General features: G+C 34.6%; 25 protein-coding genes and 4 tRNA genes. 14 read left to right on the top strand and 15 right to left on the bottom strand.

Annotated elements, in window-relative coordinates; translation table 11 throughout:
* Positions 1 to 108 precede the first annotated feature (108 nt).
* The gene (locus CF599_RS09430) at positions 109 to 297 is read left to right on the top strand and encodes a PDDEXK nuclease domain-containing protein (RefSeq protein ID WP_121965783.1); all 189 of its coding nucleotides are present in this window, start codon (positions 109 to 111) and stop codon (positions 295 to 297) included.
* Positions 298 to 369: 72 nt separating this feature from the next.
* Here the strand turns inward: CF599_RS09430 and CF599_RS09425 are convergent.
* The 6 genes from CF599_RS09425 to CF599_RS09400 all read right to left on the bottom strand — a co-directional run bounded on the left by CF599_RS09425 (position 370) and on the right by CF599_RS09400 (position 2,376).
* Positions 370 to 450, bottom strand: a tRNA-Tyr gene (locus CF599_RS09425).
* A gap of 44 nt (positions 451 to 494) precedes the next feature.
* Positions 495 to 575: transfer RNA gene (locus CF599_RS09420), tRNA-Tyr, on the bottom strand.
* A gap of 51 nt (positions 576 to 626) precedes the next feature.
* Positions 627 to 707 (bottom strand) — tRNA-Tyr (locus CF599_RS09415).
* 48 nt (positions 708 to 755) lie between these two features.
* Positions 756 to 839, bottom strand: a tRNA-Tyr gene (locus CF599_RS09410).
* 150 nt (positions 840 to 989) lie between these two features.
* Positions 990 to 1,808, bottom strand: a complete 819-nt coding sequence (gene kdsA, locus CF599_RS09405) for a 3-deoxy-8-phosphooctulonate synthase (RefSeq protein WP_121965782.1) — start codon at positions 1,806 to 1,808, stop codon at positions 990 to 992.
* A gap of 19 nt (positions 1,809 to 1,827) precedes the next feature.
* Positions 1,828 to 2,376: a DUF4199 domain-containing protein gene (locus tag CF599_RS09400; protein ID WP_121965781.1), complete on the bottom strand. Its 549-nt coding sequence runs from the start codon at positions 2,374 to 2,376 to the stop codon at positions 1,828 to 1,830.
* 333 nt (positions 2,377 to 2,709) lie between these two features.
* Between CF599_RS09400 and CF599_RS09395 the strand changes: the two genes are divergently transcribed.
* The 3 genes from CF599_RS09395 to CF599_RS09385 are packed head-to-tail and all read left to right on the top strand — an operon-like array spanning position 2,710 to position 6,237.
* On the top strand, positions 2,710 to 3,198 hold the full coding sequence (locus CF599_RS09395) for a histidine phosphatase family protein (RefSeq protein WP_121965780.1): 489 nt from the start codon (positions 2,710 to 2,712) through the stop codon (positions 3,196 to 3,198).
* Complete coding sequence (gene ppk1 / locus CF599_RS09390; protein ID WP_121965779.1) at positions 3,198 to 5,306, top strand: polyphosphate kinase 1; 2,109 nt, start codon at positions 3,198 to 3,200, stop codon at positions 5,304 to 5,306. The genes CF599_RS09395 and ppk1 overlap by 1 nt, the downstream gene beginning before the upstream one ends.
* 13 nt (positions 5,307 to 5,319) lie before the next feature.
* Positions 5,320 to 6,237: a Ppx/GppA phosphatase family protein gene (locus CF599_RS09385; protein WP_121965778.1), complete on the top strand. Its 918-nt coding sequence runs from the start codon at positions 5,320 to 5,322 to the stop codon at positions 6,235 to 6,237.
* A gap of 44 nt (positions 6,238 to 6,281) precedes the next feature.
* On the opposite strand, the gene CF599_RS09380 is transcribed toward CF599_RS09385, so the two are convergent.
* Entirely contained in the window at positions 6,282 to 7,040 is a 759-nt protein-coding gene (locus CF599_RS09380; protein ID WP_121965777.1) for a TIGR02757 family protein, read from the bottom strand.
* Positions 7,033 to 7,713 (bottom strand): ABC transporter ATP-binding protein, encoded by a 681-nt coding sequence (locus CF599_RS09375; protein WP_121965776.1) that lies wholly within the window; start codon positions 7,711 to 7,713, stop codon positions 7,033 to 7,035. Before CF599_RS09375 ends, CF599_RS09380 begins: the two co-directional genes overlap by 8 nt.
* Positions 7,714 to 7,994: 281 nt before the next feature.
* Between CF599_RS09375 and msrA the strand changes: the two genes are divergently transcribed.
* The 3 genes from msrA to CF599_RS09360 all read left to right on the top strand — a co-directional run bounded on the left by msrA (position 7,995) and on the right by CF599_RS09360 (position 9,363).
* Positions 7,995 to 8,543 (top strand): peptide-methionine (S)-S-oxide reductase MsrA, encoded by a 549-nt coding sequence (msrA, locus tag CF599_RS09370; protein ID WP_121965775.1) that lies wholly within the window; start codon positions 7,995 to 7,997, stop codon positions 8,541 to 8,543.
* Positions 8,544 to 8,549: 6 nt separating this feature from the next.
* A complete protein-coding gene (locus CF599_RS09365) occupies positions 8,550 to 8,825 on the top strand; it encodes a hypothetical protein (RefSeq protein WP_121965774.1) in 276 nt (91 codons plus the stop codon).
* Between the two features lie 112 nt (positions 8,826 to 8,937).
* Positions 8,938 to 9,363: a hypothetical protein gene (locus CF599_RS09360; RefSeq protein WP_121965773.1), complete on the top strand. Its 426-nt coding sequence runs from the start codon at positions 8,938 to 8,940 to the stop codon at positions 9,361 to 9,363.
* Positions 9,364 to 9,401: 38 nt separating this feature from the next.
* On the opposite strand, the gene CF599_RS09355 is transcribed toward CF599_RS09360, so the two are convergent.
* The 3 genes from CF599_RS09355 to CF599_RS09345 all read right to left on the bottom strand — a co-directional run bounded on the left by CF599_RS09355 (position 9,402) and on the right by CF599_RS09345 (position 11,660).
* Entirely contained in the window at positions 9,402 to 9,926 is a 525-nt protein-coding gene (locus tag CF599_RS09355) for a hypothetical protein (protein ID WP_121965772.1), read from the bottom strand.
* 56 nt (positions 9,927 to 9,982) lie between these two features.
* Positions 9,983 to 11,047, bottom strand: coding sequence for a nucleoid-associated protein (locus CF599_RS09350; RefSeq protein ID WP_121965771.1), 1,065 nt, complete (start codon positions 11,045 to 11,047; stop codon positions 9,983 to 9,985).
* Between the two features lie 64 nt (positions 11,048 to 11,111).
* A complete protein-coding gene (locus CF599_RS09345) occupies positions 11,112 to 11,660 on the bottom strand; it encodes a hypothetical protein (RefSeq protein WP_121965770.1) in 549 nt (182 codons plus the stop codon).
* Positions 11,661 to 12,727: 1,067 nt separating this feature from the next.
* On the opposite strand from CF599_RS09345, the gene CF599_RS09335 reads away from it, so the two are divergent.
* The 5 genes from CF599_RS09335 (at position 12,728) to CF599_RS09315 (ending at position 17,931) form a co-directional block, all read left to right on the top strand.
* Positions 12,728 to 14,080, top strand: coding sequence for a 2TM domain-containing protein (locus CF599_RS09335; protein ID WP_121965768.1), 1,353 nt, complete (start codon positions 12,728 to 12,730; stop codon positions 14,078 to 14,080).
* A gap of 6 nt (positions 14,081 to 14,086) precedes the next feature.
* Positions 14,087 to 14,443, top strand: a complete 357-nt coding sequence (locus tag CF599_RS09330) for a hypothetical protein (RefSeq protein ID WP_143824811.1) — start codon at positions 14,087 to 14,089, stop codon at positions 14,441 to 14,443.
* A complete protein-coding gene (locus CF599_RS09325) occupies positions 14,443 to 15,204 on the top strand; it encodes a LytTR family DNA-binding domain-containing protein (RefSeq protein ID WP_121965766.1) in 762 nt (253 codons plus the stop codon). The genes CF599_RS09330 and CF599_RS09325 overlap by 1 nt, the downstream gene beginning before the upstream one ends.
* Positions 15,205 to 15,323: 119 nt before the next feature.
* A complete protein-coding gene (locus CF599_RS09320) occupies positions 15,324 to 16,484 on the top strand; it encodes a TlpA disulfide reductase family protein (RefSeq protein ID WP_121965765.1) in 1,161 nt (386 codons plus the stop codon).
* A gap of 274 nt (positions 16,485 to 16,758) precedes the next feature.
* Positions 16,759 to 17,931 (top strand): TlpA disulfide reductase family protein, encoded by a 1,173-nt coding sequence (locus CF599_RS09315; protein ID WP_121965764.1) that lies wholly within the window; start codon positions 16,759 to 16,761, stop codon positions 17,929 to 17,931.
* A 98-nt stretch (positions 17,932 to 18,029) separates the two neighbouring features.
* Here the strand turns inward: CF599_RS09315 and CF599_RS09310 are convergent, their stop codons facing one another.
* The 4 genes from CF599_RS09310 to uvrA form a co-directional block, all read right to left on the bottom strand.
* Positions 18,030 to 18,740: a nucleotidyl transferase AbiEii/AbiGii toxin family protein gene (locus CF599_RS09310; RefSeq protein ID WP_121965763.1), complete on the bottom strand. Its 711-nt coding sequence runs from the start codon at positions 18,738 to 18,740 to the stop codon at positions 18,030 to 18,032.
* Between the two features lie 6 nt (positions 18,741 to 18,746).
* Positions 18,747 to 19,034, bottom strand: coding sequence for a hypothetical protein (locus tag CF599_RS09305; protein ID WP_121965762.1), 288 nt, complete (start codon positions 19,032 to 19,034; stop codon positions 18,747 to 18,749).
* 124 nt (positions 19,035 to 19,158) lie between these two features.
* Positions 19,159 to 19,881: a TIGR00730 family Rossman fold protein gene (locus CF599_RS09300; RefSeq protein ID WP_121965761.1), complete on the bottom strand. Its 723-nt coding sequence runs from the start codon at positions 19,879 to 19,881 to the stop codon at positions 19,159 to 19,161.
* Between the two features lie 4 nt (positions 19,882 to 19,885).
* Positions 19,886 to 22,720 carry an excinuclease ABC subunit UvrA gene (gene uvrA, locus CF599_RS09295; RefSeq protein ID WP_121965760.1) on the bottom strand — a complete coding sequence of 945 codons (2,835 nt, stop codon included), beginning with the start codon at positions 22,718 to 22,720 and terminating at the stop codon, positions 19,886 to 19,888.
* A 325-nt stretch (positions 22,721 to 23,045) separates the two neighbouring features.
* Between uvrA and CF599_RS09290 the strand changes: the two genes are divergently transcribed.
* Both CF599_RS09290 and CF599_RS09285 read left to right on the top strand, forming a co-directional pair.
* Entirely contained in the window at positions 23,046 to 23,483 is a 438-nt protein-coding gene (locus tag CF599_RS09290; RefSeq protein ID WP_121965759.1) for a nucleoside deaminase, read from the top strand.
* Between the two features lie 178 nt (positions 23,484 to 23,661).
* Positions 23,662 to 24,630, top strand: a complete 969-nt coding sequence (locus CF599_RS09285) for a zinc-binding alcohol dehydrogenase family protein (RefSeq protein WP_121965758.1) — start codon at positions 23,662 to 23,664, stop codon at positions 24,628 to 24,630.
* The last annotated feature ends 113 nt before the right edge of the window (positions 24,631 to 24,743 follow it).

Below are 24,743 nucleotides of genomic sequence, written 5' to 3'. Positions count from 1 at the left end.
ACTAAAAACTCAGGTAAAATCATTTTTATAAACTCAATATAGTTTTCCACGTTTATTATTTATCATTACAAAGATCTGTAGTTTTTAATTCACACACAACTTTTGAGATTGATCCCTAAAAAGCGTACTATAGTTGAGTATGCGTTAAAAGATTCTAATCAACCTATCGGCATAGCAACGTATAGTCTTACTTCTCAACTTCCAGAATCATACCAAGAAATCATTCCCAATGGAGAAGAGATCGCTAGGAAGCTAAACTTATTAATGGATAAGAATGTTATTATAAATAGAAATTAGAGGTTTTAAAAGGGAATTAAATATAAAAGTATACAAACAAAAAAAGCGACCTATTGGTCGCTTTTTGACTAGTGGGGAGAGCAGGATTCGAACCTGCGAAGGTTACCCAACGGATTTACAGTCCGTCCTCGTTGGCCGCTTGAGTATCTCCCCTCCTAAGAGGTAACTTAGATAATATATTGTATAAAAAGTCTTCGTGGGGAGAGCAGGATTCGAACCTGCGAAGGTTACCCAACGGATTTACAGTCCGTCCTCGTTGGCCGCTTGAGTATCTCCCCTCCTAAAAGGTTAAATTAGACTATAATTTTTATACAATATGACTTTATTAGTGGGGAGAGCAGGATTCGAACCTGCGAAGGTTACCCAACGGATTTACAGTCCGTCCTCGTTGGCCGCTTGAGTATCTCCCCTTCCTAAAAAGGTTATATCTAAGTAATATTTTCTTGTTAATGAACGTTTGGTGGGGAGAGCAGGATTCGAACCTGCGAAGGTTACCCAACGGATTTACAGTCCGTCCTCGTTGGCCGCTTGAGTATCTCCCCTAAGCTGTTGCTTATCTTGTTTGTTTAGAACGGTGCAAATATAGGGCTGTTTTCTTAATTTGCAAGACTTGCAAGGCTTTTTTTTCTTCTTTTTTCAACCAATATTATCTAACTAATTGGTTATAAAAAAAGTAGTGTTAAAAATTTTTTTTAAAATTTATTGATTGTTTGTCTGATATCAACTAATTTCTTCATCAAATCTTCAAAGTAATCTAAGTGAAGCATATTTGCTCCATCACTTTTTGCGTTTGCTGGGTCGAAGTGTGTTTCTAAGAACAGACCATCTACACCTACAGCAATACCTGCTTTAGCTACAGTCTCGATAAGATCAGGACGACCTCCTGTTACTCCAGAAGATTGGTTAGGCTGTTGTAGAGAGTGTGTGATGTCTAATACTGTAGTAGCATATTGTTGCATAGTAGGGATTCCTCTATAATCAATAATCATATCTTGGTATCCGAACATCGTTCCTCTATCAGTCACCATTACACTTTCGTTATTACAGTCTAGTACTTTCTGTACAGCGTGTTTCATACTCTCAGGACTCATAAATTGTCCTTTCTTAAGATTAACTACCTTACCAGTATTAGCAGCAGCTACTACTAGGTCAGTCTGTCTTACTAAGAAAGCAGGAATCTGTAATACATCTACGTACTCAGCAGCTAATGCCGCATCAGAATTCTCGTGAATATCCGTTACAGTAGGAACGCCAAACTCTTTACCTACTTTTTGTAAGATTTTAAGAGCAGTCTCGTTACCTATACCTGTGAAGCTATCAATACGCGATCTGTTTGCTTTTTTAAACGAACCTTTAAATACGAATGGTATTTTAAGGTTATCAGTTACAGTTACTAGTTTTTCTGCGATACGCATTGCCATCTCTTCACCTTCGATAGCACATGGACCAGCTAATAAAAAGAAGTTATCAGCATCCAAGTTTTTGATTAATGGTATATTATTTAGATTCATAAGATCAGTTTATTTAATGTTATTTTTTTCGTTTGTTGTTGTTCTTTTTGTTCTTGTTTTGCTGTGGAGTTGTTATTATTTCCGCAGCGTTTTTAGTCTGTATAAAGTACGAAATAATGGCGATAATTACAACACCAAAAGAAAGATTATTAGTAACTCCATTTCGCATATATATATCAAATGAAGCATAGTTAATTGCTTCTTCTAAAGGCATTTTAGTTTGTGTTGTCATTGCCTCCTGCAGGGTGCTCATAAAGTGAGGGCTCACCTGTACAAATGTAATGTATTGTATAAGAGGGAAGAAGAAAGTAATCATAATACAGATGACAAGTCCAGAAAGGAAAGCACGTTGCCAAGAAATCACCCCGTTGTAAAACTCTTTTTTCTTTTGTCTAATTCCCAACCAATAGAAAATAGTAAGTCCAAGGTTAAAAATTAGCTGAAGACCAACTTCATATCTAATCTTTTCTAACTCGTGAAAACCTAGTGATTTGACAATAAACATCCAAACTAACGCGGCTAGAGTAGCAATAGAAGCCCATTTAAATTCAATAGAGAAGTTTCTCATTATTCTGTTTTAATAATTAATACTTTAAATACAAAGTTACAACAGTTATAGAAGGTGAGCTAATTCTACTTTCTTACTACTAAACTTTTTATGACGAAACACAGCTTATAAGAGGCTTCGTTCTTAGAGATAGAGCAGTTTTGTAGAATTGCGTTTAGCTTATTTGTTTGTTGTATATTTAAGCTTCAAAAGTAAAGTTTTTATTTTATAGCCTAAAATATATTTTATATTGATATTTTTTATTAGATTTAGAAGTGTTTATATTATTCTTGGCAAGGAATGTGATGTATAAACAATAAAAACACAATAATCCACCTAATAAATAAAACTATTATGAAAAAACTAATCCTTATTAGACATGCAAAATCAAGTTGGAATGCTATTACTGATGATTTGTCGCGCCCATTATCAAAGAGAGGAGTAAGTGATGCCCACCTAGTATCACATGCATTAATAGGTCATTTGCCTTCTAAGGTAATTGTGTGGAGTAGCCCAGCCAAGAGAGCTAAAGAGACAGCAACTATCTTCTGCCAGAATATGGAAATGAATATAGACTGTATTATTAAGAATGAAGACATATACACTTTCGAACGCTCTGAATTAAGAAATGCAATAAAAATGTGTAAAAATGAGCATGACACGCTAATTCTTTTCGGTCATAATGATGCAATCACGAAATTTGTTAATAAATTTGGTAGCGAAACCTTTGAAAATGTACCTACATCAGGCGTTGTTGTTATAAACTTCGATACAGATGATTGGAGTACAATAGAAAAAGGAGACACCGAATTAACTATTTTTCCAAGAGACCTAAAAATATAATGAATACAGCTAATACAACTAAATATAGATATATCGATCGCGAGAAGAGTTGGCTATCATTTAATGAGCGAGTTCTACAAGAAGCAGGTGACGAAACAGTTCCGCTACTAGAAAGATTGAGATTTATCGGGATCTTCTCTAATAACTTAGATGAGTTCTTTAGAGTAAGATATGCGACAATACGTCGTATGACACTTACTGGACAAAGTAATCGAAAGTTAGGAAGTGGAGTAATCGTAAAAGATCTATTAGCACAGATTACCACTAGAGTTATCGAGTTACAAAAGGAAAGTGTACGCATCCTACATGATGTGGAACGCAAACTAGAAGGGGAGGGAATCTTTATGGTTAACGAGAAGGAGATAAACGAGAAACAACAGGCTTTCGTTAAAGAGTTCTTCTTACACCAAGTATCTCCTGATATGGTAACGATTATCTTAAGTGATCTAGCGGAGTTTCCATTGTTAAGAGATACACACGGTTATTTAGTTGTGAAGCTAGAGGTAGATCCTCTGTTAGTGGAGAAACACCAAACGAATAAACAAAGACGCAATAATAGCGCTATACGATATGCTGTCATAGAGATACCTAATATTGTTAATCGATTCGTAGAGATACCATCTGATGATGATAAGAAATATATTATGATGATAGATGATATCATTAGATATAACTTAGACTCCATCTTCAATATATTTGACTTTAAGGCAGAGTCTGCTTTTATGATTAAAGTTACGCGTGATGCGGAGTTAGATTTTGATACTGACTTACACAAGTCGTTTGTAGAGAAGATATCAAGTGGTGTACGCGATAGAAAACAAGGGGCTATTGTGCGATTCGTATATGATCAAGAGATGGATCAAGAGATGCTTGATTTCTTACTTGAGAATGTGGAAATAGAATTAAATGATAGTATTATCCCGTCAGGTAGATATCACAATAGACGTGACTATATGAGTTTCCCTACCACAGGTAGAACAGATTTGACTTATCCTAAGCAGATACCTGTACCTGTAAAGGGATTGAATCTAGAGGATAGTATTATTCAGCAGATTCAGAAGCGAGATTATATGATCTATACACCTTATCAGTCTTATTCTTATTTAGTTAAGTTCTTAAGAGAGGCTGCGTTAGATCCACAGGTGTTATCTATTAAGATTACCTTGTATCGATTAGCGAAGAATTCTCAGATTATTAGTTCTTTAATTAACGCAGTGAAGAATGGTAAGAAAGTAGTAGCTCAAGTAGAGTTGCAAGCCCGTTTCGATGAGGCAAGTAATATCTATTATTCTGAGTTGATGCAATCAGAAGGTGTGCAGTTAATATTTGGGGTAAAAGGACTTAAAGTACACAGTAAAATATGTGTGGTAGAACGTCTAGAGAATAAAAAGGTGAAGCGTTATGGCTTTGTATCTACAGGAAACTTTAATGAGAGTACAGCCAAAGTATACACAGACGTAACAGTCTTTACTAGTCATAATTCTCTGATGAAGGATGTGTCTAAAGTATTCGAATTCTTACAGGTGAACTACCGTGTACATAAATATAAGCATCTATTAGTATCTCCTCATTATACACGTAAAGGGTTTTACAAATTAATAGAGCGAGAAATAAAGAATGCGGAGAATGGTCTTCCTGCGTATATACGACTTAAGATGAATAGTTTATCAGATCTTAAGATGATAGATAAGCTATATGAGGCGAGTAATGCAGGAGTAAAAATTCAGTTGATTATTAGAGGGATATGTTCTTTAGTTCCGGGTATACCAGGGATGAGTGAGAATATTGAAGCGATCAGTATTGTAGACCGTTTCTTAGAGCATTCGAGGGTGTATATATTTGGAAATAATGGCAATCCTGATATTTATATATCATCTGCGGATTTTATGACTAGAAACTTGGATGAGAGGGTAGAGGTTACTTGCCCTATCTATGATGAAGTAGTCAAACAGGAGTTGATAGATACATTCGATATAGGATGGAAAGGGAACTATAAGACTAGGTATCAGAATGCGGAGTTGTCTAATGCATATCGTGGATATACTAAAGACAATAAGTTCCATTCACAACAGGAAATGTATAAGTATTATCAAAATAAGTTAAAATAATAGAACTAGATATATGCTAAAGATAAAGAAGTATGCTGCTATAGATATAGGATCTAATGCTATGCGATTATTGATTATGAATATAGTCGAAGAGGAAGGTAAGGAAACTATATTTACTAAGAGTTCGTTAATACGTGTACCTATTCGATTAGGACAGGATGTATTTACTACCGGGAATGTTTCTAAGGAGGCAGAAGATCGTATGGTTGATGCTATGAAAGCATTCTTTTTATTGATGAAAGTGAATAAGGTCGATAAGTTTATGGCATGTGCTACTAGTGCTATGCGTGAAGCTTCGAATGCAAAGCCTATAGTAGATCGCGTCTTTAAAGAATCAGGTATTAAGATTAGTATTATAGATGGAAAGAAAGAAGCTATGATTATCGCGTCTTCAGATCTAAAACACTTCATTAATAGTAGTAATAGTATTTTATATATAGACGTGGGTGGTGGTAGTACGGAGTTTACTTTATTTGATCACGGGAAGCAAGTAAACTCAAGATCGTTTAAAAACGGTACAGTACGCTTGTTAAATAATATGGTAGAACCACAAGTGTGGACTGATATAGAGCAGTGGATTAAAGAAGAATCAAAGGATCTGAAAGATCTAATCGTCATCGGTAGTGGTGGAAACATCAATAAGATATTCAAAATGTCAGGTAAGACGCAAGATAAACCATTGTCATACTTCTATTTACACAAGCAATTGCTTAGACTAAGTAAGATGTCTTATGATGAGCGTATCTCGTTATTGGGGCTTAATCCAGACCGTGCTGACGTTATCATACCTGCGATTAACATTTATAATAACGCCATGAAGTGGAGTGGTGCCAAATATATCTATGTTCCTAAGATAGGGGTATCTGATGGTATCGTTAAGGCATTATATTACAATAAAGTAAAACTTGATTACCAAGTAATAGATTATTAAACATATACTCTTGTATTATTTTCAAATAACAAGGCTATATGTTTTTAAAATTTCTCAATAGCTCCTAGTCCAAATAGAGCGAAATCATATTTGACGGGGTCTATCGGATCAAAACGACGCAAAGCAGCATCTAGTTCAGCTAGTGCCTTTGCGTCGTTTTGTTTACGAGTAAGGATACCGAGCTTTCTAGCCATATTACCTGAGTGTACATCTAAGGGGCAAGATAGGTCAGCTGTGCTTATCGTATTCCATATTCCTAGGTCTACTCCTGTATTGTCATTTCTAACCATCCAACGTAGGTACATATTTATTCTCTTTGCAGCTGATCCTTTAAGCGGATCAGAGATATGCTTCTCAGATCGAGTAGGATGCTCTATCTCAAAGAATAGTTTCTTGAAGTTAGAGATTCTCTCTTGCATAGTGAAATTCGTGTTCGCAAAAACACTTTCTAGACCATCGTGATTTGTATAGATATGCTTTAACCCTTTGATAAAGGAAGCAAAGTCAACACCATTAAAGGTTCTATGAACAAAAGAATCAAGACTCTCTAGCTGATCATCATGGTGCTCCATCACAAAGTCATAAGGAGAATTACCCATTAAGTCCATCATGCGATGAGCATTCTTAATGATCATCTTTCTGTTTCCCCAAGCGATAGTAGCACTTAAGAATCCAGCAATCTCTATATCTTCTTTTAATGTGTATAAATGAGGGATCTGTATAGGATCATCTTGTATAAAAGTAGGGTTGTTAAACTCGATTACTTTCTCGTCTAAGAACTCCTTAAGTTCAGTGTTATTCATGTAACTCTTGTTTTAGTCTAATCTGACCATCTATCATCGTTAGTTTTCGATCAGCCATATTGGCTAACTCTTCATTATGTGTTACGATAACGAAAGTCTGTCCTAGTTCATCTCTAAGCTTAAAGAATAACTTGTGTAGGTTCTCAGCAGAGTGTGTATCTAGGTTTCCTGAAGGTTCATCAGCGAAGATGACTAATGGTTTGTTAATAAGAGCTCTAGCGACAGCTACGCGTTGTTGTTCTCCACCAGATAGCTCTGAAGGGAAGTGCTTAATGCGGTGAGATAGTCCTAGGTATTCTAAAAGACGGATTGCTTCTTTCTCTGTTTCTTGCTTGTCTTTATTCGCTATAAACGCAGGGATACACACATTCTCTAAAGCAGTGAACTCAGGAAGGAGTTGGTGAAACTGAAAGATAAACCCTAAGTTTAGATTTCTAAATTTAGAGATTTCTTTGTCTTTTAATGCTAATATATCTTGTCCGTTTATAGATAGCGTAGTATTGCTGTCTGCGCTAGGGTGATCTAATGTTCCTAATATTTGAAGTAAAGTCGTCTTACCAGCTCCAGAAGCTCCAACGATAGAAACGATTTCTCCTTTTTTAATATGTAGATCTACTCCTTTTAAAACTTCTAGTTTATCGTAGAATTTATGAATATTAGTTGCTCTAATCATCTTCTTTATTTTAGAAATACAAAGTAACGCTTTTTACTTGTTCTAAAAACTTAAAATAATTAAAACCGCAGTAATAAATCATTAGATTCAGTATACAAATAGAGGAGTAGCTATTAATCTGCTTATTTGTGATTTGTCTGATACCGTTTCGTCTAATTAATTTTCGTTAATATCTCTGTCGTTTATTTTGTGTTTAAAATAATAACTTATCTTTATAGTACTAATATTACTTGGCTTAGGTGGTATTAGAATAAAACAATTAAATAAGAAAAACAGATAAGATGGTTGAGAATAGAAAGTTACATACAGCAGTTTTTGGAGCAGGATGTTTTTGGTGTGTAGAAGCGATGTTCAGTAGTTTAAAAGGAGTAGAAGAGGTGCTGCCAGGATATATGGGTGGTGCTAAAGAGAATCCTACTTATGAAGAGGTATGTACAGGAGAGACAGGACATGCAGAAGTAATAAAGGTTACTTATGATCCTGCGGTAATTAACTATAATATGCTTTTAGAGATCTTCTTTACAAGTCATAATCCTACAACATTAAATAGACAAGGTGAGGACGTAGGAACTCAATATAGAAGTGAGATATTCTATACAGATGAAGTACAAAAAGGAATTGCTAAAGAGTATTTAGAGATTCTGATTAATGAAAAGGTATATGAAGATCCTATCGTAACAAAGTTGTCTAGTGCCACTAAGTTTTATGTAGCGGAGGATTATCACAAGAATTACTTTGAGAAAAGCGGAGATAAGAACCCATATTGTCAGTTAGTGGTAAGACCAAAACTAGATAAGTTTAGAACTAAGTATAGTACAAAGCTTAAATAACTAAAGATGATCACGAATAATAAGATAAAGTATAGACAGCTATTTATAGGGATATTAATGGACCTAATAGGATGTCTATCTTATGTTATACCCGGGGTAGGAGAGATAGCAGATGTGGTATGGGCGCCTATCTCAGCGTATATATTAGCGAAGATGTATCCAGGCAAAATAGGTAAGGTAGCAGCAATTGTTAATTTTATCGAAGAATTATCGCCAGGTTTGGACTTTATACCGACTTATACGATTACTTGGTGTTATACATATTTAGGAAAACAAGACTAATCATTATTTGTTTAGAAAGGATTTGCAAAAATCATAATTAATTATTAAATTTATAGTATATAAAAAGGTTAGGAGAGTTTTATAATTTAACAATTAATTAAAAGTATTTCTTATGAAAAAGATTTTTACATTCTTATTCGCAGCGCTATTATTCGTGTCATGTAACAACACTAAAAAAAGTACAGAACTTGGAGATCAAAAAGCAGGTGAAACAATCATCGGGTGGTATTACTACAACGTAATGCAAGATCAGTATGATTCGATTCCTAAACTTATGAATGAAGATTTCTACAATGATCAACAACAAAGTGCTTTTATTACTGATCTAAAAGATAGAGATCAGAAGTACGGGAACATTAAGAGCTTCGTACTTGATAAATGGGAGATGACAGATAGAGATAAAAAAGCTAAAACTAAGGACTTCTACTTTGAGTATAAAGTAGTATATGAGAATCATCCTGAAGCAGTAACAGAGAAAATCTACCTTGCTAAAAAAGGAAATGATCTTAAAATATCAAAGTTTGAGTTCGGTAAATAATAATAAAAATAAGAAAGCTCCTCATTGAGGAGCTTTTTTTATTCGATAAAGTCACTAATAATACTTTGCATCTCATCTAAACTCACAACTTTTAAATCAGGGTGTGACTTTAGCCAAGTAGCATTTAATGCTCTTAGATCCTCTGAAATATCTTTAAATGAGTTGTCCTCTAATAAAGTCATTGTTTCTTTTTCTTTCCCTAGTGCAGCATCAAAGAATTTCTTTAGCTTGATATTGCTAAATGCTTTGACTCTTCTCATTTGTTTTTCGAAGTACTCTAGGTGTTCTTTAGCTTCCATAGCTGTTAGTCCAGCGTGGATAATCTCGATTAGATCTAAATCCCATTTGCTATTGTAGATAAACGAAGCAAGTCCCTCAGACTCTACTAGGTTTAAGTAGTAGTCTACACAGTAGCTAGCAAAAGCATCAGGGTGTAACTCATCATCACCTACTTCAGAACTGCGTAGGTAATTAACTACTGAGATATTAGAATTAAGAATGTCTTGAGCGGCATTTGTATTAAATGCGCCCTCTGATATCAAGATGTAATTAAACTCTCTCATAATATATATTTTTAAACAAAAAAAGCGATTCCAGTATAAGTGGAATCGCTAAATTATTAAGATTTTTGTTCTTTGTTAAAGTAAACAAGGTAGTAATACATTTGTTTCTCTTCATCCCATCCTTTTTCTACGAATTTATCAGCACTTTCAGGGTTGATAAAGTCTAGTTTGATTTGGATGTTAGTATCAAGGTTGATTACATTCTTCAGTTTCTTTCTAGCATCTGTTACTGCGTTATTTGCAATAGGGAATGATGTAGTGTCTTCGATACTGTATTTCTCTCCTTTATCTACTTTGTAGTTTTTAAACTCAGCAGCTAAATCAGGATTGTCGATTACTTCGTTTAGGAAGTTTGTCTCTTCGAACTCATCGTTTTTAGCGAAGTAGTTCACAGAACGGTTCATAAACATAACCTCTTCTTTCTTATCTTCAGCAGGAAGTACTACTTCTTTAGCGAAGTCTTGACAGAACTTAAGGTATTTTTTAGTCATAAATGCTTCATCTTGGAAGATATCTACATTTAAGAAATGCTCTAACCAGTAGCGTGCATCATACTTGTTACTATCAATAGTCAAGATCTTGTACCCTTCTTCTTTTTTGTAATTAAAGATGATACATCCTTTGTCTAATTTATTAAGGTTGATTCCTTGTAAAAGGTGCATCTCTAAGTTAGACCCTTTCTCTTGAAGTTGTAAGAAGTCAGTCTTGATTTCACTTTTAAAGATACCGATAGCATCTACTATATTGTTATCAATAGATAGGTTAGTCAAGTATGTAACATAAACCTCTCCATTCTTAATATGTGGATGGTTTGATTGTTCGAACAAGTGACTTGTTATTTTCTTAGAAATTGCCTGTGCATTCTCTGCTGATGGAGCGTTAAAAAGCTCGTTAGCATAGTTATACATTTCATTGAATTCTAAGTCAACATCGTGTGCGAACTGATAGAAGTTTTCTTCTTTCTCACGGAATGGCTTAAAGAAATACTCTTTTAATAAAGGAGCTATTTCATCATTTAAATTATAAGGTTCCTCAGATAAGAAGATAGCTTCATTTCTGCTTTTATTTCCAACTCTATGGATAGATAGAGTTTCAATGTGCGTATTAAATAAGTTAATCATAATGTCAGTAATGAGTAAGTAGTGTAATCTACTTAGTATAAATTAAAAATGAAATTGTAAGGGATTAGTTCCAGTTATCTTCGTAACCGTAGTCTTCTGAGATCTCACCATCATCAAACATATCAAAATCTTCTTCATCGAAGTCATCGTCAAACTCTCCATAGATATCTTCATTAGATACAGGGTTAGCAGTGAATGACTTGCCCGGCATACTGTCAGGTAGGATACCATGTGAGAACAATACCTCAGGATATGATACTCCAGGTTCTTCTTCTTCGATAGCTCCTAATTCTACGAAGAAAGTCCACATATTTAAAAAGTCATATACATATATGATTTTTGTGTTTTCTTCATCTAAGATGTATCCGATAGTAGTAGAGTTCATCGTTGTATCTTCACCAGGATTTTCTCCCATGTCAAATAACGAAATTTCTTCTTCTAGCTGAGTCCATTGATCATCACACTTGTAAAATGAAGCTGCCTCCATACCGTCAAAACCGAAAGCATTCACGATAGCATTGTGTAAATCTTCTAATGAGTCATCTTCTGAAATAGCAATGTCTCTAAATATATCTTCCTCAGTATCAAGGATTACTCTGAACTTATAAACCATAACTTTTTTGTGGATTAGAAACGCAAATTTAAACTTATTATTCATTATTGTCGAATAAATACCCCTCTTTTTACCGACATTTTAACGAAGTTGCTACATCGGGTTGACAGCCAGTTTTTTACTGTTGCCTTTAGTGCACTCTATTGTTTTAACCATTAATGTGTAGTAGGCTAATTAGCAAAAGTGACGTATGGGACTATCTTACCTTTCTTCACTTTAGCTACTATCCTTTATATAATCTCAGTTTAAATGTGTATCTTGCCCTTATAAAATGGTTTTTATTCTATTGAAAATCAACGGTCCTATCTTCTAAGGACTCTGTTTATTATCCTCTTAAATATCTTGTTTTGTGTATGTTTTAATACAATTACTATGTGGCTTTGTATGGAAGCATATTGACAGTATCGTGGGTGCATAGTGACTCCATTAAAAAAGCTGTTTTAATGGAGTCACTATGGACTCATTATGGACTCACTATGGACTCACTCGAACGGAGACAGCATAAATACGCCTATTATATCCTATTAATGTATTGATGCGGTTATTGTAAAAATTGACCTAGAAGATTGGTCTGAAAAAAAGAATAAATCCTGATATTCATTTGGTTACAAATATAATAAATAAAAAATAACTATTTTCTCCACACTCGTTTTTTTGTGAGTACTAGAATAAGTGATAGACATATAAACAGAAAGTAATTATGCAAAATAGGTCTGAATTAGTGACGAATGCGTACTATAGTAGAATTACTTTATAGTATTTCGCTAAGGTTGATTTGGGGTTAAACTATCCTTTTATAAGGAGGTTTAAGAGGGATAATACCGATATCTTACAGTTCGTCCTATAAACTCGACAATTCAGTACTCTTCTTTTTTTTGATTGATGAATGTATCACATCTTTGCTACAACAAAAAACAAGATAGATATGAAAATTATTATAACCATTACCTTATTTTTGATTACATTCTTCTTAACTATGTTTGGCATTAAAAAAGAAGAAAGTGCAAAGAGCATTTTTAATCAAAGAAACCAGATTGTAAATGTGCAGATTAATACTATTCTAAAAAATGACACAGCGAAATAATATTACCAAAATAGTAGGAGTACTCTTGATTACATTCTTTATGTTTAAGAAAGTCCTGAGATTATATCATGTAGATATCTATATGTTTATCCTATACTTTAGTTTTTTTGCAGCTATTGTATTAGGTGCCAACTACTACTTAAAGAAAACATACCTAGTAAGACTGAATATATTCATCAGAGAGAATGATCGGAATATAGGATGGGCAACAGCTATGGCTACAGGTTTAAACTTTCTGATCATCTTTGGAGCAGCTTTTATATTAAAGATAATTAATGTCCTTCTGCTGCAAGAAGAACCGATTAGTTCTGTCTTTATTAATGGAGAGTTTAGAACAGTCTTAAACTTTACGGTGTTTTACTCTATCCTATTAGCCATCTACTTTCACGTTCGTTTTTCTTCTTTAGTAAAGGACCAACAGTTAGAGGAGCAAAAGGTGATCACGGGCAATGTATCTGCACAGTTTGAAAGTTTAAAGAATCAGCTCGATCCACATTTTTTATTTAATAGTCTGAATGTATTAGGAGCTTTGATAGAAGAGGATCAGGATAAGGCAGTTGAGTTTAATAATTCACTATCTAAGACGTACCGCTATATACTAGATCAGAAGAATAAAGAGCTTGTTCCTATAGAAGAAGAACTTGCCTTTGCTAAGACATATATAGAGCTGCTACAGATGCGTTTTGAGGATAGCTTGGTATTCGAATTGCCTACGGAAATTAAACAAGAAGGAGCGAAGGTAGTACCCTTGTCTTTGCAGTTATTATTAGAAAATGTGATTAAGCATAACAAGGCTTCTGCACAGCGACCAGTCCATATTACTATTAGCGAAAGTGCTGATGGATACTTAGTCATAAAAAATACCTTAAATAAAAAACAAGTACTAGATAATAGAAGGGGAATAGGATTAGAGAATATCGCGAGTAGATATGCGCTATTAACTTCTAAGCCCGTCTCGATAGAACAATCAGAAGAATACTTTACAGTAAAGATACCAATACTAACCAAAATTATAGAACACATGAGAATTATAGACGTACCTGAGAACGAACAAGAAATATTAGTAGAAGCAAAGAAAAAAGTAGAGAGAATCAAGAAGTTTTATGCTCACCTTACTACTTTTATAATGGTTAACAGCTTCCTAATTATGCTTAACTTACTTACTGAACCATCGTTTATGTGGAGTTTAATTCCCTTATTCGCTTGGGGAATAGGTTTGGCATCTGATGCCATGAAGACCTTTAATTACAGTCTATTCTTAGGAAAAGATTGGGAAGATAAGAAGATCAGAGAGTACATGGATAAGCACAAAGGAGAAGGACAAAAATGGAACTAACGTACTATGGAACAACCAAAGATATCATCAAAAGCCTTGGTAGAGTATAGAAAACTTATCTATGCAAGGAATAATCGTGCGATACTATTGTTTATAAAACTCCTAGTTGTTTTATTCTTTATGGGAGTTGTGTGGTACGATAGAGAGTACGGCATTGCGAATGTAACGATCAATGTGAGTGTAGGAGAGGTGAATTATGCGAATATATTATTTGCCATCTTACTGCTAAGTTTAGCTATTCGATTCATTTCACTATTTCTTAATAATATTCCAGTATTAAGGGGATTACAAGATAGAATGGAAAGAAAGGAACTAGAGAAGATAAAAGCAACATATCAGTATCAATTAAGTGTAAAAAAATAATGATTAGTATAGTAATTATTGAAGATGAAAAGCCCGCTGCTCGCTCACTTGAGAGGAAGTTAGAGAAGTTAGGTTATAGTTCTATGATTAACCTTTCGAGTGTAGAGGAGGCAGTAGTGTGGTTTGGTTCTAATAAAGAACCAGACCTCATCTTTTTAGATATACAGCTCTCAGATGGGCTGTCTTTTGAGATTTTCGAGCAGGTCCATATAAATAGTTCGATTATATTCACGACAGCTTATGATGAGTATGCTTTAAGAGCCTTTAAGCTAAACAGTATTGATTATTTGCTTAAGCCTATACAAGAAGATGAACTTAAGCAAGCGATTGACAAGTTTCAGAATAATAGAACGGCTATTTTTGGGTTTAACCAACAGTTTGACTTATTTAAGCAATTTATGTCTACATCGAATGCTGTAGAGTATAAAGAGCGCTTCGCCGTTAAAGTAGGTGCTCAGATTAAGATCATCTTGCGTTCTGAGATAGTGTGTTTTTACAGTGAGAATAAGGCTACTTATGTACAGACTACAGAAGGGCGTAACTATATTATAGATTACACCTTAGAGGAACTAGAGAAGATGGTAGACCCAGTAGATTTCTTTAGGATGAGTCGCAAGTTTATTGTTTCGATACATTCGATTAAAGATATCTATTCGTATTCTAATTCTCGTTTAAAGCTCAACTTAGTAAACCTAGAGTCAGAAGACCTTATCGTAAGTAGAGAGAAGGTAACTGACTTTAAAAAATGGATAGAGAAGTAGTGCAATACAAGAAAAGAATGAATATAATTAAATAAAATATAAAAAATAAAGGTATAGTTTTTATAACTATATGAATTATTGATTATTTTTGGTATAATTAACAATAATATATTAAGTGTATGAAAAAGATAGGATTGTTTTTACTTGTTTTGGTTGTATCAGTAGCTTGTAAAAATAAGAGTACTATAGAGGTTATAACAGAGAATGTAGCTGATAATACTACAGTAGAGGTTCAGTCTAGGGAGTTAGGGGAGGCTATGCCTAAGGCAATTCTTTCAGGAAAAATACAAGATGGCAAAGTTACCTTTGACAATACTTTTGCAGATATTGATGAAGGATTTATCGCTATCAAAGATAACGAAGGACTTGATGCTACTGTCTTTTTCGTAGGGGAACCAGGTAGTATTACTATCAAATTTGACAAGAATAAACCGGATGATTCAGTAGTGAGTGGAACAGAGAGTAATGAACAGTTACAGAAGTTCTTAAACGAAATCAGACCTATAGTAGTCAAAATAAAGGCTTTTATGGCTGAGAATGAAGCGAAGATGATGAAACTTGTGGAAGCAGGAGATGAAAATTCTATAGAGCTAAAGAATATCAAAGAGACGTATGAAAAGATGTCGAAGGAACCAGACGCTATTGTTAATCGATTTGAAAGTGAGAATAGAGGCAAAGCGATTGGATTGTTGATGCTTTTTGATAGAATCCCTACTCTTGAGAAAACTCCAGAAGAGTATAAAGCTATCTTTGATAGTTACCCAGCAAGCCTTAAAACTTCTAAACTAGGTAAGAAAGTGGAAGATCGTTTAAAAGAAGCTTCAGGTGAAAAAGTAGAAGATACTAAAGGATTATCTGTTGGAGATAAACTACCAGAATTTAAAGCATTATCTACAGAGGGAAAAGAGCTAACATTGACCACTTTCTTAGATGGTAAGAGCTTAGTGTTGGTAGATGTATGGGCATCATGGTGTGGACCATGTCGTCAAGAGAACCCTAATTTAGTGAAGACTTATAATACTTTTCACGAGAAAGGATTTGATATTATCGGTTACTCTTTAGATAAAGATGATACTGCGTGGAAGAAAGCCATCGAAAAGGATAAACTTACTTGGACACAAGTATCTAATCTTAAGTTTTGGCAAGATCCTATTGTAGGAGATTATAATATCACAGGTGTTCCTGCTAACTATTTGATAGATGGTAATGGAACTATCTTAGCAATGAATCTAAGAGGCGAAGAATTAGATAAGAAATTAGAAGAGCTTTTAGCGAAGTAAGAATTTTTTCAGCAATATTATATACAAGCTATTATGACGAAAGTTGTAATAGCTTTTTTTTGTGCTTATACCTGAAGTCTTGTTTACCAAGTATAGTTGTAATAAAGGCTATTTTTGTTTTAAATTCAAGAATAAAACAGAATAATACAATTTTATGAGCTGATATACGCATAGTTAGCCGTTTAATTGTTAATGATTTTAAAAAGTAGATAGAAAATAAGAAGTAATCTAAAATAATGTCTATTTTTAACCTATTAAAATAAAAACTATTTAGATGAAAAAATTAGGTGTTTTTCTAGTCGCTACGATATTGTTTGCGTCGTGTCAGAAAAAGAATGTTATTGAGTTAACAGCGAATAACTTTCCAGATAATACAGAAGTAGAGATATTGTCTGTTGAAATAGGTCAAGATGTACCTGTAGCAGTAGCTAAAGGAACTATAGTAGGAGGTAAAGTATCTATCGAACATAAGTTTACAGAATTAGATGAAGCATTCTTACACATTAAAGGTGGTGAAACAGGTGATCTTAATGCTTTTTTCTTAGCAGAACCAGGAACTATCACTATTAGTGTAGATAAAAATACACCAGAAAAAACAGTTGTAGGTGGAACTGAAAACAATGATAAACTTCAGAAATTCCAAGACGAGATCAATCCTTTCGCGGAGAAGATTATGGCGTTTTCTGATGAAAAAGGAATGCAAATGATGATGTTAGCTCAAACAGGGAAAACGGATTCAGAAGAGTTTAAAAAATTAGAGTCTGAGTACCAAGCGTTATTAGTTGGGCCTAAAGGTATCTTAGAGAAATATGCTAAAGAGAACGAAGGAAAAGCTTTCGGATTATTCTTATTAAACCAAATGATTCCATCAGGAGAGAAAAGTCCTGAGGAATATAAAGCAGATTTTGACAAGTATTCTAAAGAATTAAAAGACTCTAAAATTGGTAAAAAGGTTGCAGAACGTTTAGGTCTAGCATTAGGTGAAGTAGGTGAGCCTGCTGAAGGAGAGGCTAGTGGATTAGCTGTAGGAGGTAAATTACCAGAATTTAAAGGATTAACTCCAGACGGTAAAGAATTGACTTTATCTGCTTTCTTACAAGGAAAGAAGTTAGTTCTTGTTGATGTATGGGCATCATGGTGTGGACCATGTCGTCAAGAGAATCCTAATTTAGTAAAAGCATACGAAGCTTTTCACGCTAAAGGATTTGATATTATTGGTTACTCTTTAGATAAAGATGACGCTGCTTGGAAAAAAGCTATTCAGGTTGATAAATTAACTTGGGCTCAAGTATCTAATCTTAAGCAATGGGAAGATCCTATCGTAGCTGCTTATGGTATCGAGGGTATTCCTGCTAACTACTTAGTAGATGGTAATGGAACTATTATCGAGATGAACTTAAGAGGTGAAGATCTTAGTAAAAAAATAGAAGAGTTATTAGCGAAGTAATCTTCGTTTAGATATCAAAAAAAGCTGTTGTAACGGAAGTTATAACAGCTTTTTTTTTGCAAGTAAGTATAGGTGTGTATTTATTCAGTACACTTATGTTATAGTAGTCTTTTTACCTTCATTCGCCAATTAGAAGTTACATAGATAATATGCTCGTTACTAACACCGTCTAAATTATTGGGAGAACTGTGATAGGGTAGTTTATTGCTCATTTTGTTAGTCACCTCTAGTAGTATAGATAAATTCTCTAGAGGGCAATTAATGTTGTCAAAATGAAAGATAGTTTTGATATTGTTGAAACGATAGATATCCTTTTTCTTTTTATATGAGATTAAAAGGCTAGATAACTGTATTTTTTCAGTAATATAGTCAAGGTCAAATAGGTCCTTGAGAGCAAATCTATTTGCTAGTGATTCCAATTTAAAAGTACCAATATCTTCTATTGATGATAACCTTATATTATTGATCACTTCTACTTGTTTTAATAATTTAAAACCTTGTAAAATTTCAACCTTAACATCAAGGTCATCAGTCTTTATTACTAACCTTATAAATACTAATTCATTGCTTTGTTTTGTAGGGTAGGTTATGAAAAGTATCCGATCCTTAAATACTCTTGTAAGTTCTCGTTCTATGTGAGCGAATCCATTTATTCCAATTATTTCTTCACAAAATAAATCAATGTCTTCTGATCTTCTATGGTTAAACCGTAGAGCTAAATTAGTACCTCCTGCTAAATAAAAGGGTTTAAGGAATTCTAATTCTTGTAGTTCAATGATTGTGCTTAGAATTCTCTTATCTATTACCATAAAAAATTAAAGGTGAAATTTACTATTTATTACAGTGTTGTATTTGATAGCAGCTAATGTGCAAATGTCATCACTAATTCTTTCTTTGGTGTTTTTAATGACATTTATAATTTTTGCTTTTCCATAAGAGTCCTCTAAAATAGAGATATTGTTTTCAAAATACTCTTCGTTGGTAAACATAAGTACTCTTGAAATTATCACTCCATAGTCTTCTTCTACTGAAATCAAATTGATATCAATGTCCCAAAAGAATACACTAGGTAGATTGTTTAAGTCTAATGAAGAGATTTTCATAAGTAAAAGTATATAGGCAAAAGTAGTGATAAAAAATGTATTATTTTGTTTTTTAGATAATTAACATAAAAAAAGACCGCTATATTGCTATAGCAGTCTTCTCTATTTATATCTAAAACATTTTTTAGAAGTTTGGTCTTAAGTTGTATTTCTTGTAGAAAGCATCGATAACTTCTACTACTTCATCAGCTGAATCTACGATCTTGATTAAGTCCATATCCTCCGGAGAGATATTGTGGTATTTCTCTAGAAGAGTTGATTTAACCCAATCAATTAGTCCACCCCAGAATCCACTACCTACTAATACGATAGGGAACTTAGCGATCTTCTTAGTTTGGATAAGTGTGATTGCTTCGAATAACTCATCAAGTGTACCGAACCCACCAGGCATTACTACGAATCCTTGAGAGTACTTTACGAACATTACTTTACGTACGAAGAAATAGTCGAACTGTAAGTTCTTATCTGCGTCGATATATGGGTTAAAGTGTTGCTCAAAAGGCAACTCAATGTTTAATCCCACAGATACTCCTTTTCCTAAGTGAGCACCTTTATTACCCGCCTCCATGATACCAGGCCCACCTCCAGTAATAATACCGTAACCTGCCTGACTCACTTTGAATGCGATTTCTTCAGCTAATTTATAATAAGGGTCATCTGTTTTAGTTCTAGCAGAACCGAAGATAGATACACAAGGCCCGATACGACCTATTTTCTCATATCCATTTACGAATTCTGACATGATTTTAAAGATTCCCCATGAATCATTTGTTTTTATCTCATTCCAAGATCTTTGTTTAAACTTCTCTTGGATCTTTGCTTCTTCACTTTCAAATGCGTCTTTCATAATCTTAATTTTTTAACTCCTCTTTTAAAAAGTGAGCCGTGTAGCTCTTGTTATTTTTACATATTTCTTCAGGGGTACCCGTAGCGACTATTTCACCACCTTGGCTACCACCTTCATATCCAACATCTATAATATAGTCAGCTGTCTTGATTACATCTAAGTTGTGCTCTATGATTAATATGGTATTTCCTTTCTCGACTAATTTATTAATCACCTCCATCAATACTCGTATATCCTCAAAGTGCAAACCTGTTGTAGGTTCATCCAGTATATAGAATGTATTACCTGTATCTTTCTTAGATAGTTCACTAGCTAATTTGATACGCTGAGCTTCTCCACCTGATAAGGTAGTGCTTTGTTGCCCTAAAGTAATATACCCTAAACCGACTTCATTAATAGTTTTCAATTTACGATATATTTTTGGAATATTCTCAAAAAATTCCACTGCTTCTGCTACTGTTGTGTCTAATATATCCGAAATCGACTTGCCTTTATAGCGAATCTCTAATGTCTCTCTATTAAAACGCTTTCCTTGACATGTTTCACACTCAACATATACATCAGGTAAGAACCCCATCTCGATAGTACGCACTCCAGAACCTTCGCAGGTATCACATCGACCACCCTTTACATTAAAGCTAAAACGTCCAGGTTTATAACCACGTATAGCAGCTTCAGGCAGTTGAGCGAATAGGTTTCTAATGTCTGAGAATACCTCTGTGTATGTTGCAGGATTAGATCTAGGTGTACGACCAATAGGACTTTGATCTATCGCAATAACTTTATCTATATGTTCTAATCCTTTTATTTTCTTATACGGTTGTGGTTTTGCCACAGCATGGAAGAAGTGTGTATTCAGAATAGGGTAAAGTGTTCCATTGATTAATGTAGACTTCCCTGAGCCTGATACCCCTGTTACACACGTTAGTGTTCCAAGTGGTATTTCTATGCTCACATTCTTTAGGTTATTACCTGTAGCACCTTCTAGTTTTAAGGTTTTACCATTTCCTTTTCTGCGTTTCTTAGGGACTGCTATTTTTAGTTTACCATTAAGGTAATTTGCCGTAAGTGTATCTTCTTTTAACAGCTCAGCAGGAGTACCCTCACTTATGATCTTACCACCGTTTTTACCTGCTTTAGGGCCGATATCGATGACATAATCAGCACGCTCTATCATATCCTTGTCATGCTCTACTACTAAGACAGAGTTTCCGATATCTCTAAGAGATTCTAATGACTTGATAAGGCGTTCGTTATCACGTTGGTGAAGACCGATACTAGGTTCGTCCAAGATATATAATACACCTACTAGTTGTGAACCTATCTGAGTAGCTAAACGAATACGCTGTGCTTCTCCTCCTGATAGTGTACGTGAACTCCTATTTAGGGATAAGTAGGTAAGTCCCACATCCTGTAAGAACGATAGACGTGTAGTGATCTCCTTAAGTACTTCACTACCGATAGCTACTTGCTTCTCTGTAAGTTGATAAGGTAGTTTCTTAAACCAAGTAATTAACGTCTTAACATCCATCTGAATTAACTCACCGATGTTTTTATCTCCCATTTTGAAATAAAGTGCCTCTTTCTTAAGACGAGTACCATTACATTCAGGACAATCTATCTCATCCATAAATTCTTTAGCCCATCTTTTAATTGTAGCACTTTCACTTTCTTCAAACTGATTCTTGATGAAGTTGAGAATACCCACAAAGTCAATCTTATAGTTCTTCGTAATTCCAGCTACTTTAGATACAACAGAGAAACTCTCTTGACCTCCATTAAGGATAATATCCATCGCCTCAGCAGGGATTTTATCAATAGGGTCATTTAGGGAGAACTTATACTTCTCAGCGATTATCTCTAGTTGTTTAAACATCCATGATTTCTTCTCTGTACCTAATGGGATTAACCCTCCGGCTTTAATAGAGATAGCAGGATCAGGAATGATCTTAAGCATATTAATCTCATTGATTGTCCCTAGGCCATTACAGCATGGACACGCTCCTTTAGGAGAGTTAAATGAGAAGTTGTTTGGTTCGGGTTTAGAATAAGAGATACCTGTAGTAGGACACATCAGATGACGACTAAAGAAGCGCGCTACTTCACCCTCGTGTTCTAATACCATAATGATATCATCACCATAGTGCATCGCTACCTTGATGCTCTCTGTAAGGCGTTGTTTGGTTTGCTCTGTATCATCTATTGCGATACGGTCTATAACAGTTTCTATATCATGTGTCTTATATCTATCCACACGCATACCTGAAGTGATATCTAGTACCTCTCCATCTACGCGTACTTTTAGGAACCCTTGTTTAGCTATCTGTTCGAATAACTCTCTGTAGTGCCCCTTACGAGCGCGTACTACAGGTGCTAGTACATTGATTCGCTTACCTTGATACTCACTGATGATTAGGTCTAAGATTTGTTCATCTGAGTAACTGACCATTTTCTCGCCTGTATTATAGCTATAAGCTTCTCCAGCTCTAGCAAATAACAGACGCATAAAGTCATATATCTCAGTGATCGTACCCACTGTAGATCGTGGGCTTTTATTAGTTGTTTTCTGTTCGATAGCAATTACAGGAGACAGACCATCTATCTTATCCACATCAGGTCGTTCTAGTCCTCCTAGAAATTGTCTAGCATAGGCAGAAAAAGTTTCTATATAACGGCGTTGGCCTTCAGCATAGATAGTATCGAATGCAAGAGACGATTTACCCGAACCAGATAGACCAGTGATAACTACCAGTTTTTCTCGTGGGATAGACACATCTATATTCTTTAGGTTGTGTACTCTAGCTCCTAATACTTCTATTGTTTCTTCTGTTTTAGACATATTTTTTGGCAAAGGAACAAATATACGACTTTAAACAAGTAAAGCGAAGCTTAACTACAAATCTGCTACATAGTTTAGCAAAACTTTCTGTTTTTTTGTGATGTTGTTTTTTCGGTTTTTTGTTTGAGATAAATCATCTTTTATAAGTTGATTTAAACTATTAAAGCTTATTTGTTCAACTTCACAACTTCACAACTTCACGACATCACAAAAAAACATCATCACAACTTCACAAAAAAACTAACCAACAAAAAACATAATTCTACAATTGCTAGAAAAGGACAGAGGTGTAACTTTACAATTCATTGTTTTAAGAATATACAAGATGAATACTCACGAGTTTTATATCAGGAAATGCATTGAATTAGGGATGTTAGCTAAACGTTTTGGCGATAGTCCCGTAGGCGCTATCCTTGTTAAGGAGGGGCAAATCGTAGCAGAGGCTATAGAGGCGGGCAAGAGTAAGAAGGATATTACTTGTCACGCTGAGATAGAAGTTATTCGTAGGTTTAGAGAAGAGAATGAACTAATAGATCTGACAGGATATACGATGTATACAACGCATGAGCCATGCATTATGTGTGCTTATGTTATCCGTCAACACAAGATTAGTACTGTGGTATGGAGTATTTCTACAGGAAATATAGGGGGCTATAGTTCTGCATACCCAATACTAAAGGATAATACCATTGCCAAGTGGGGAGGAGAACCTGTCATCGTTAAGGGAGTGCTAGAAGAAGAATGCGTACAAGCATTTTTATAGTTTTTTTATGTTTTTCTGTGATTTTGGTTTTTTGTTTGAGATAAATCATCTTTTATAAGTTGATTAAACTATTAAAGATTATTTACACAACATCACAGCATCACAAAAAAACAACTCCACAACATCACAACTCCACAAAAAAACAAGTACTTTTAGGCTTTAATAACAACACACTATAATGAAAGCAGCTATATTACATAAATCGGGAAGCACGCCCAAATACGGAGACATTGATTTATTATTTGATTTGAAAGAAAATCAACAACTACTTAATGTCAAGGCTGCCGCGGTTAAGAACCTTGATAAAGCTCGTGTGAGTGGTAAACACTATGCTAGTTATAGAGAGTTTCCTACAGTAGTGGGAACAGATGGAGTAGGAGAGCTAGCAGATGGAACTCGTGTATATGGTTTCGGGATTACAGGGATGCTTGCAGAGCGAGCTATTATAGGCGATAATTATACTCCTATACCGCATACACTAGATTATGTTACGGCAGCGGCTTTGCCAAATGCTGTTTTAGGATCAGCGATGCCACTGCTTATTAGAGCTAAACTTGTGGCAGGTCAAACCGTATTATTTAACGGTGCAACAGGAGTCACAGGACACGTCGCTGTGCAAATAGCGAAGCACTACGGCGCTAAAAATATTATCGTTACAGGGCGTAACGAGCGACTATTAGAAGAGTTAAGATCTTATGGGGCGACTCATCTGATTAACCTAAAAGATACTGACGAAAGTATTAAAGAACGATTAGCTGTTATACACCGTGAAACGCCTATCGATATCGTGATTGACTACCTATGGGGCAAACCGATTTCATTAATAATGGAAATTTTAAAAGGGGATTCTATCACACATATATCTCATACCACGAAGATCGTTACAGCAGGAGATATGGCAGGTAAAGAGATTTCTCTTTCCTCTTCGATCCTTAGAACCTCTGCTATCGAAATATTAGGATCAGGATTCGGGAGTTTATCTCCAGAAGAACTGATTGTGTTTAATAAAGTAATCTTGCCTGAGATGTTCTTATTGGCTTCAAATAACAAATTACACATTCAGACAGAGGCACACTCATTAGAGAATATTGAAGAAGCGTGGAATAAACAACTTGCATCAGGTACTAGATTAGTGATAACTATTTAGTTAAACCCATAATACGCTTTAACCAAATACTACAAAGTAATTCTATTTTGTAATATGTCTATAGCATAAACTGGGTTAAAAATCGTTTTTTGAATATAGATAAATCGCTGTGT

This window comes from Myroides sp. N17-2 (assembly GCF_002286775.1).
Lineage (GTDB): Bacteria > Bacteroidota > Bacteroidia > Flavobacteriales > Flavobacteriaceae > Flavobacterium.
Note: the sequence above shows the minus strand (reverse complement) of the source record. Positions and strands in the feature narration are given on the sequence as shown.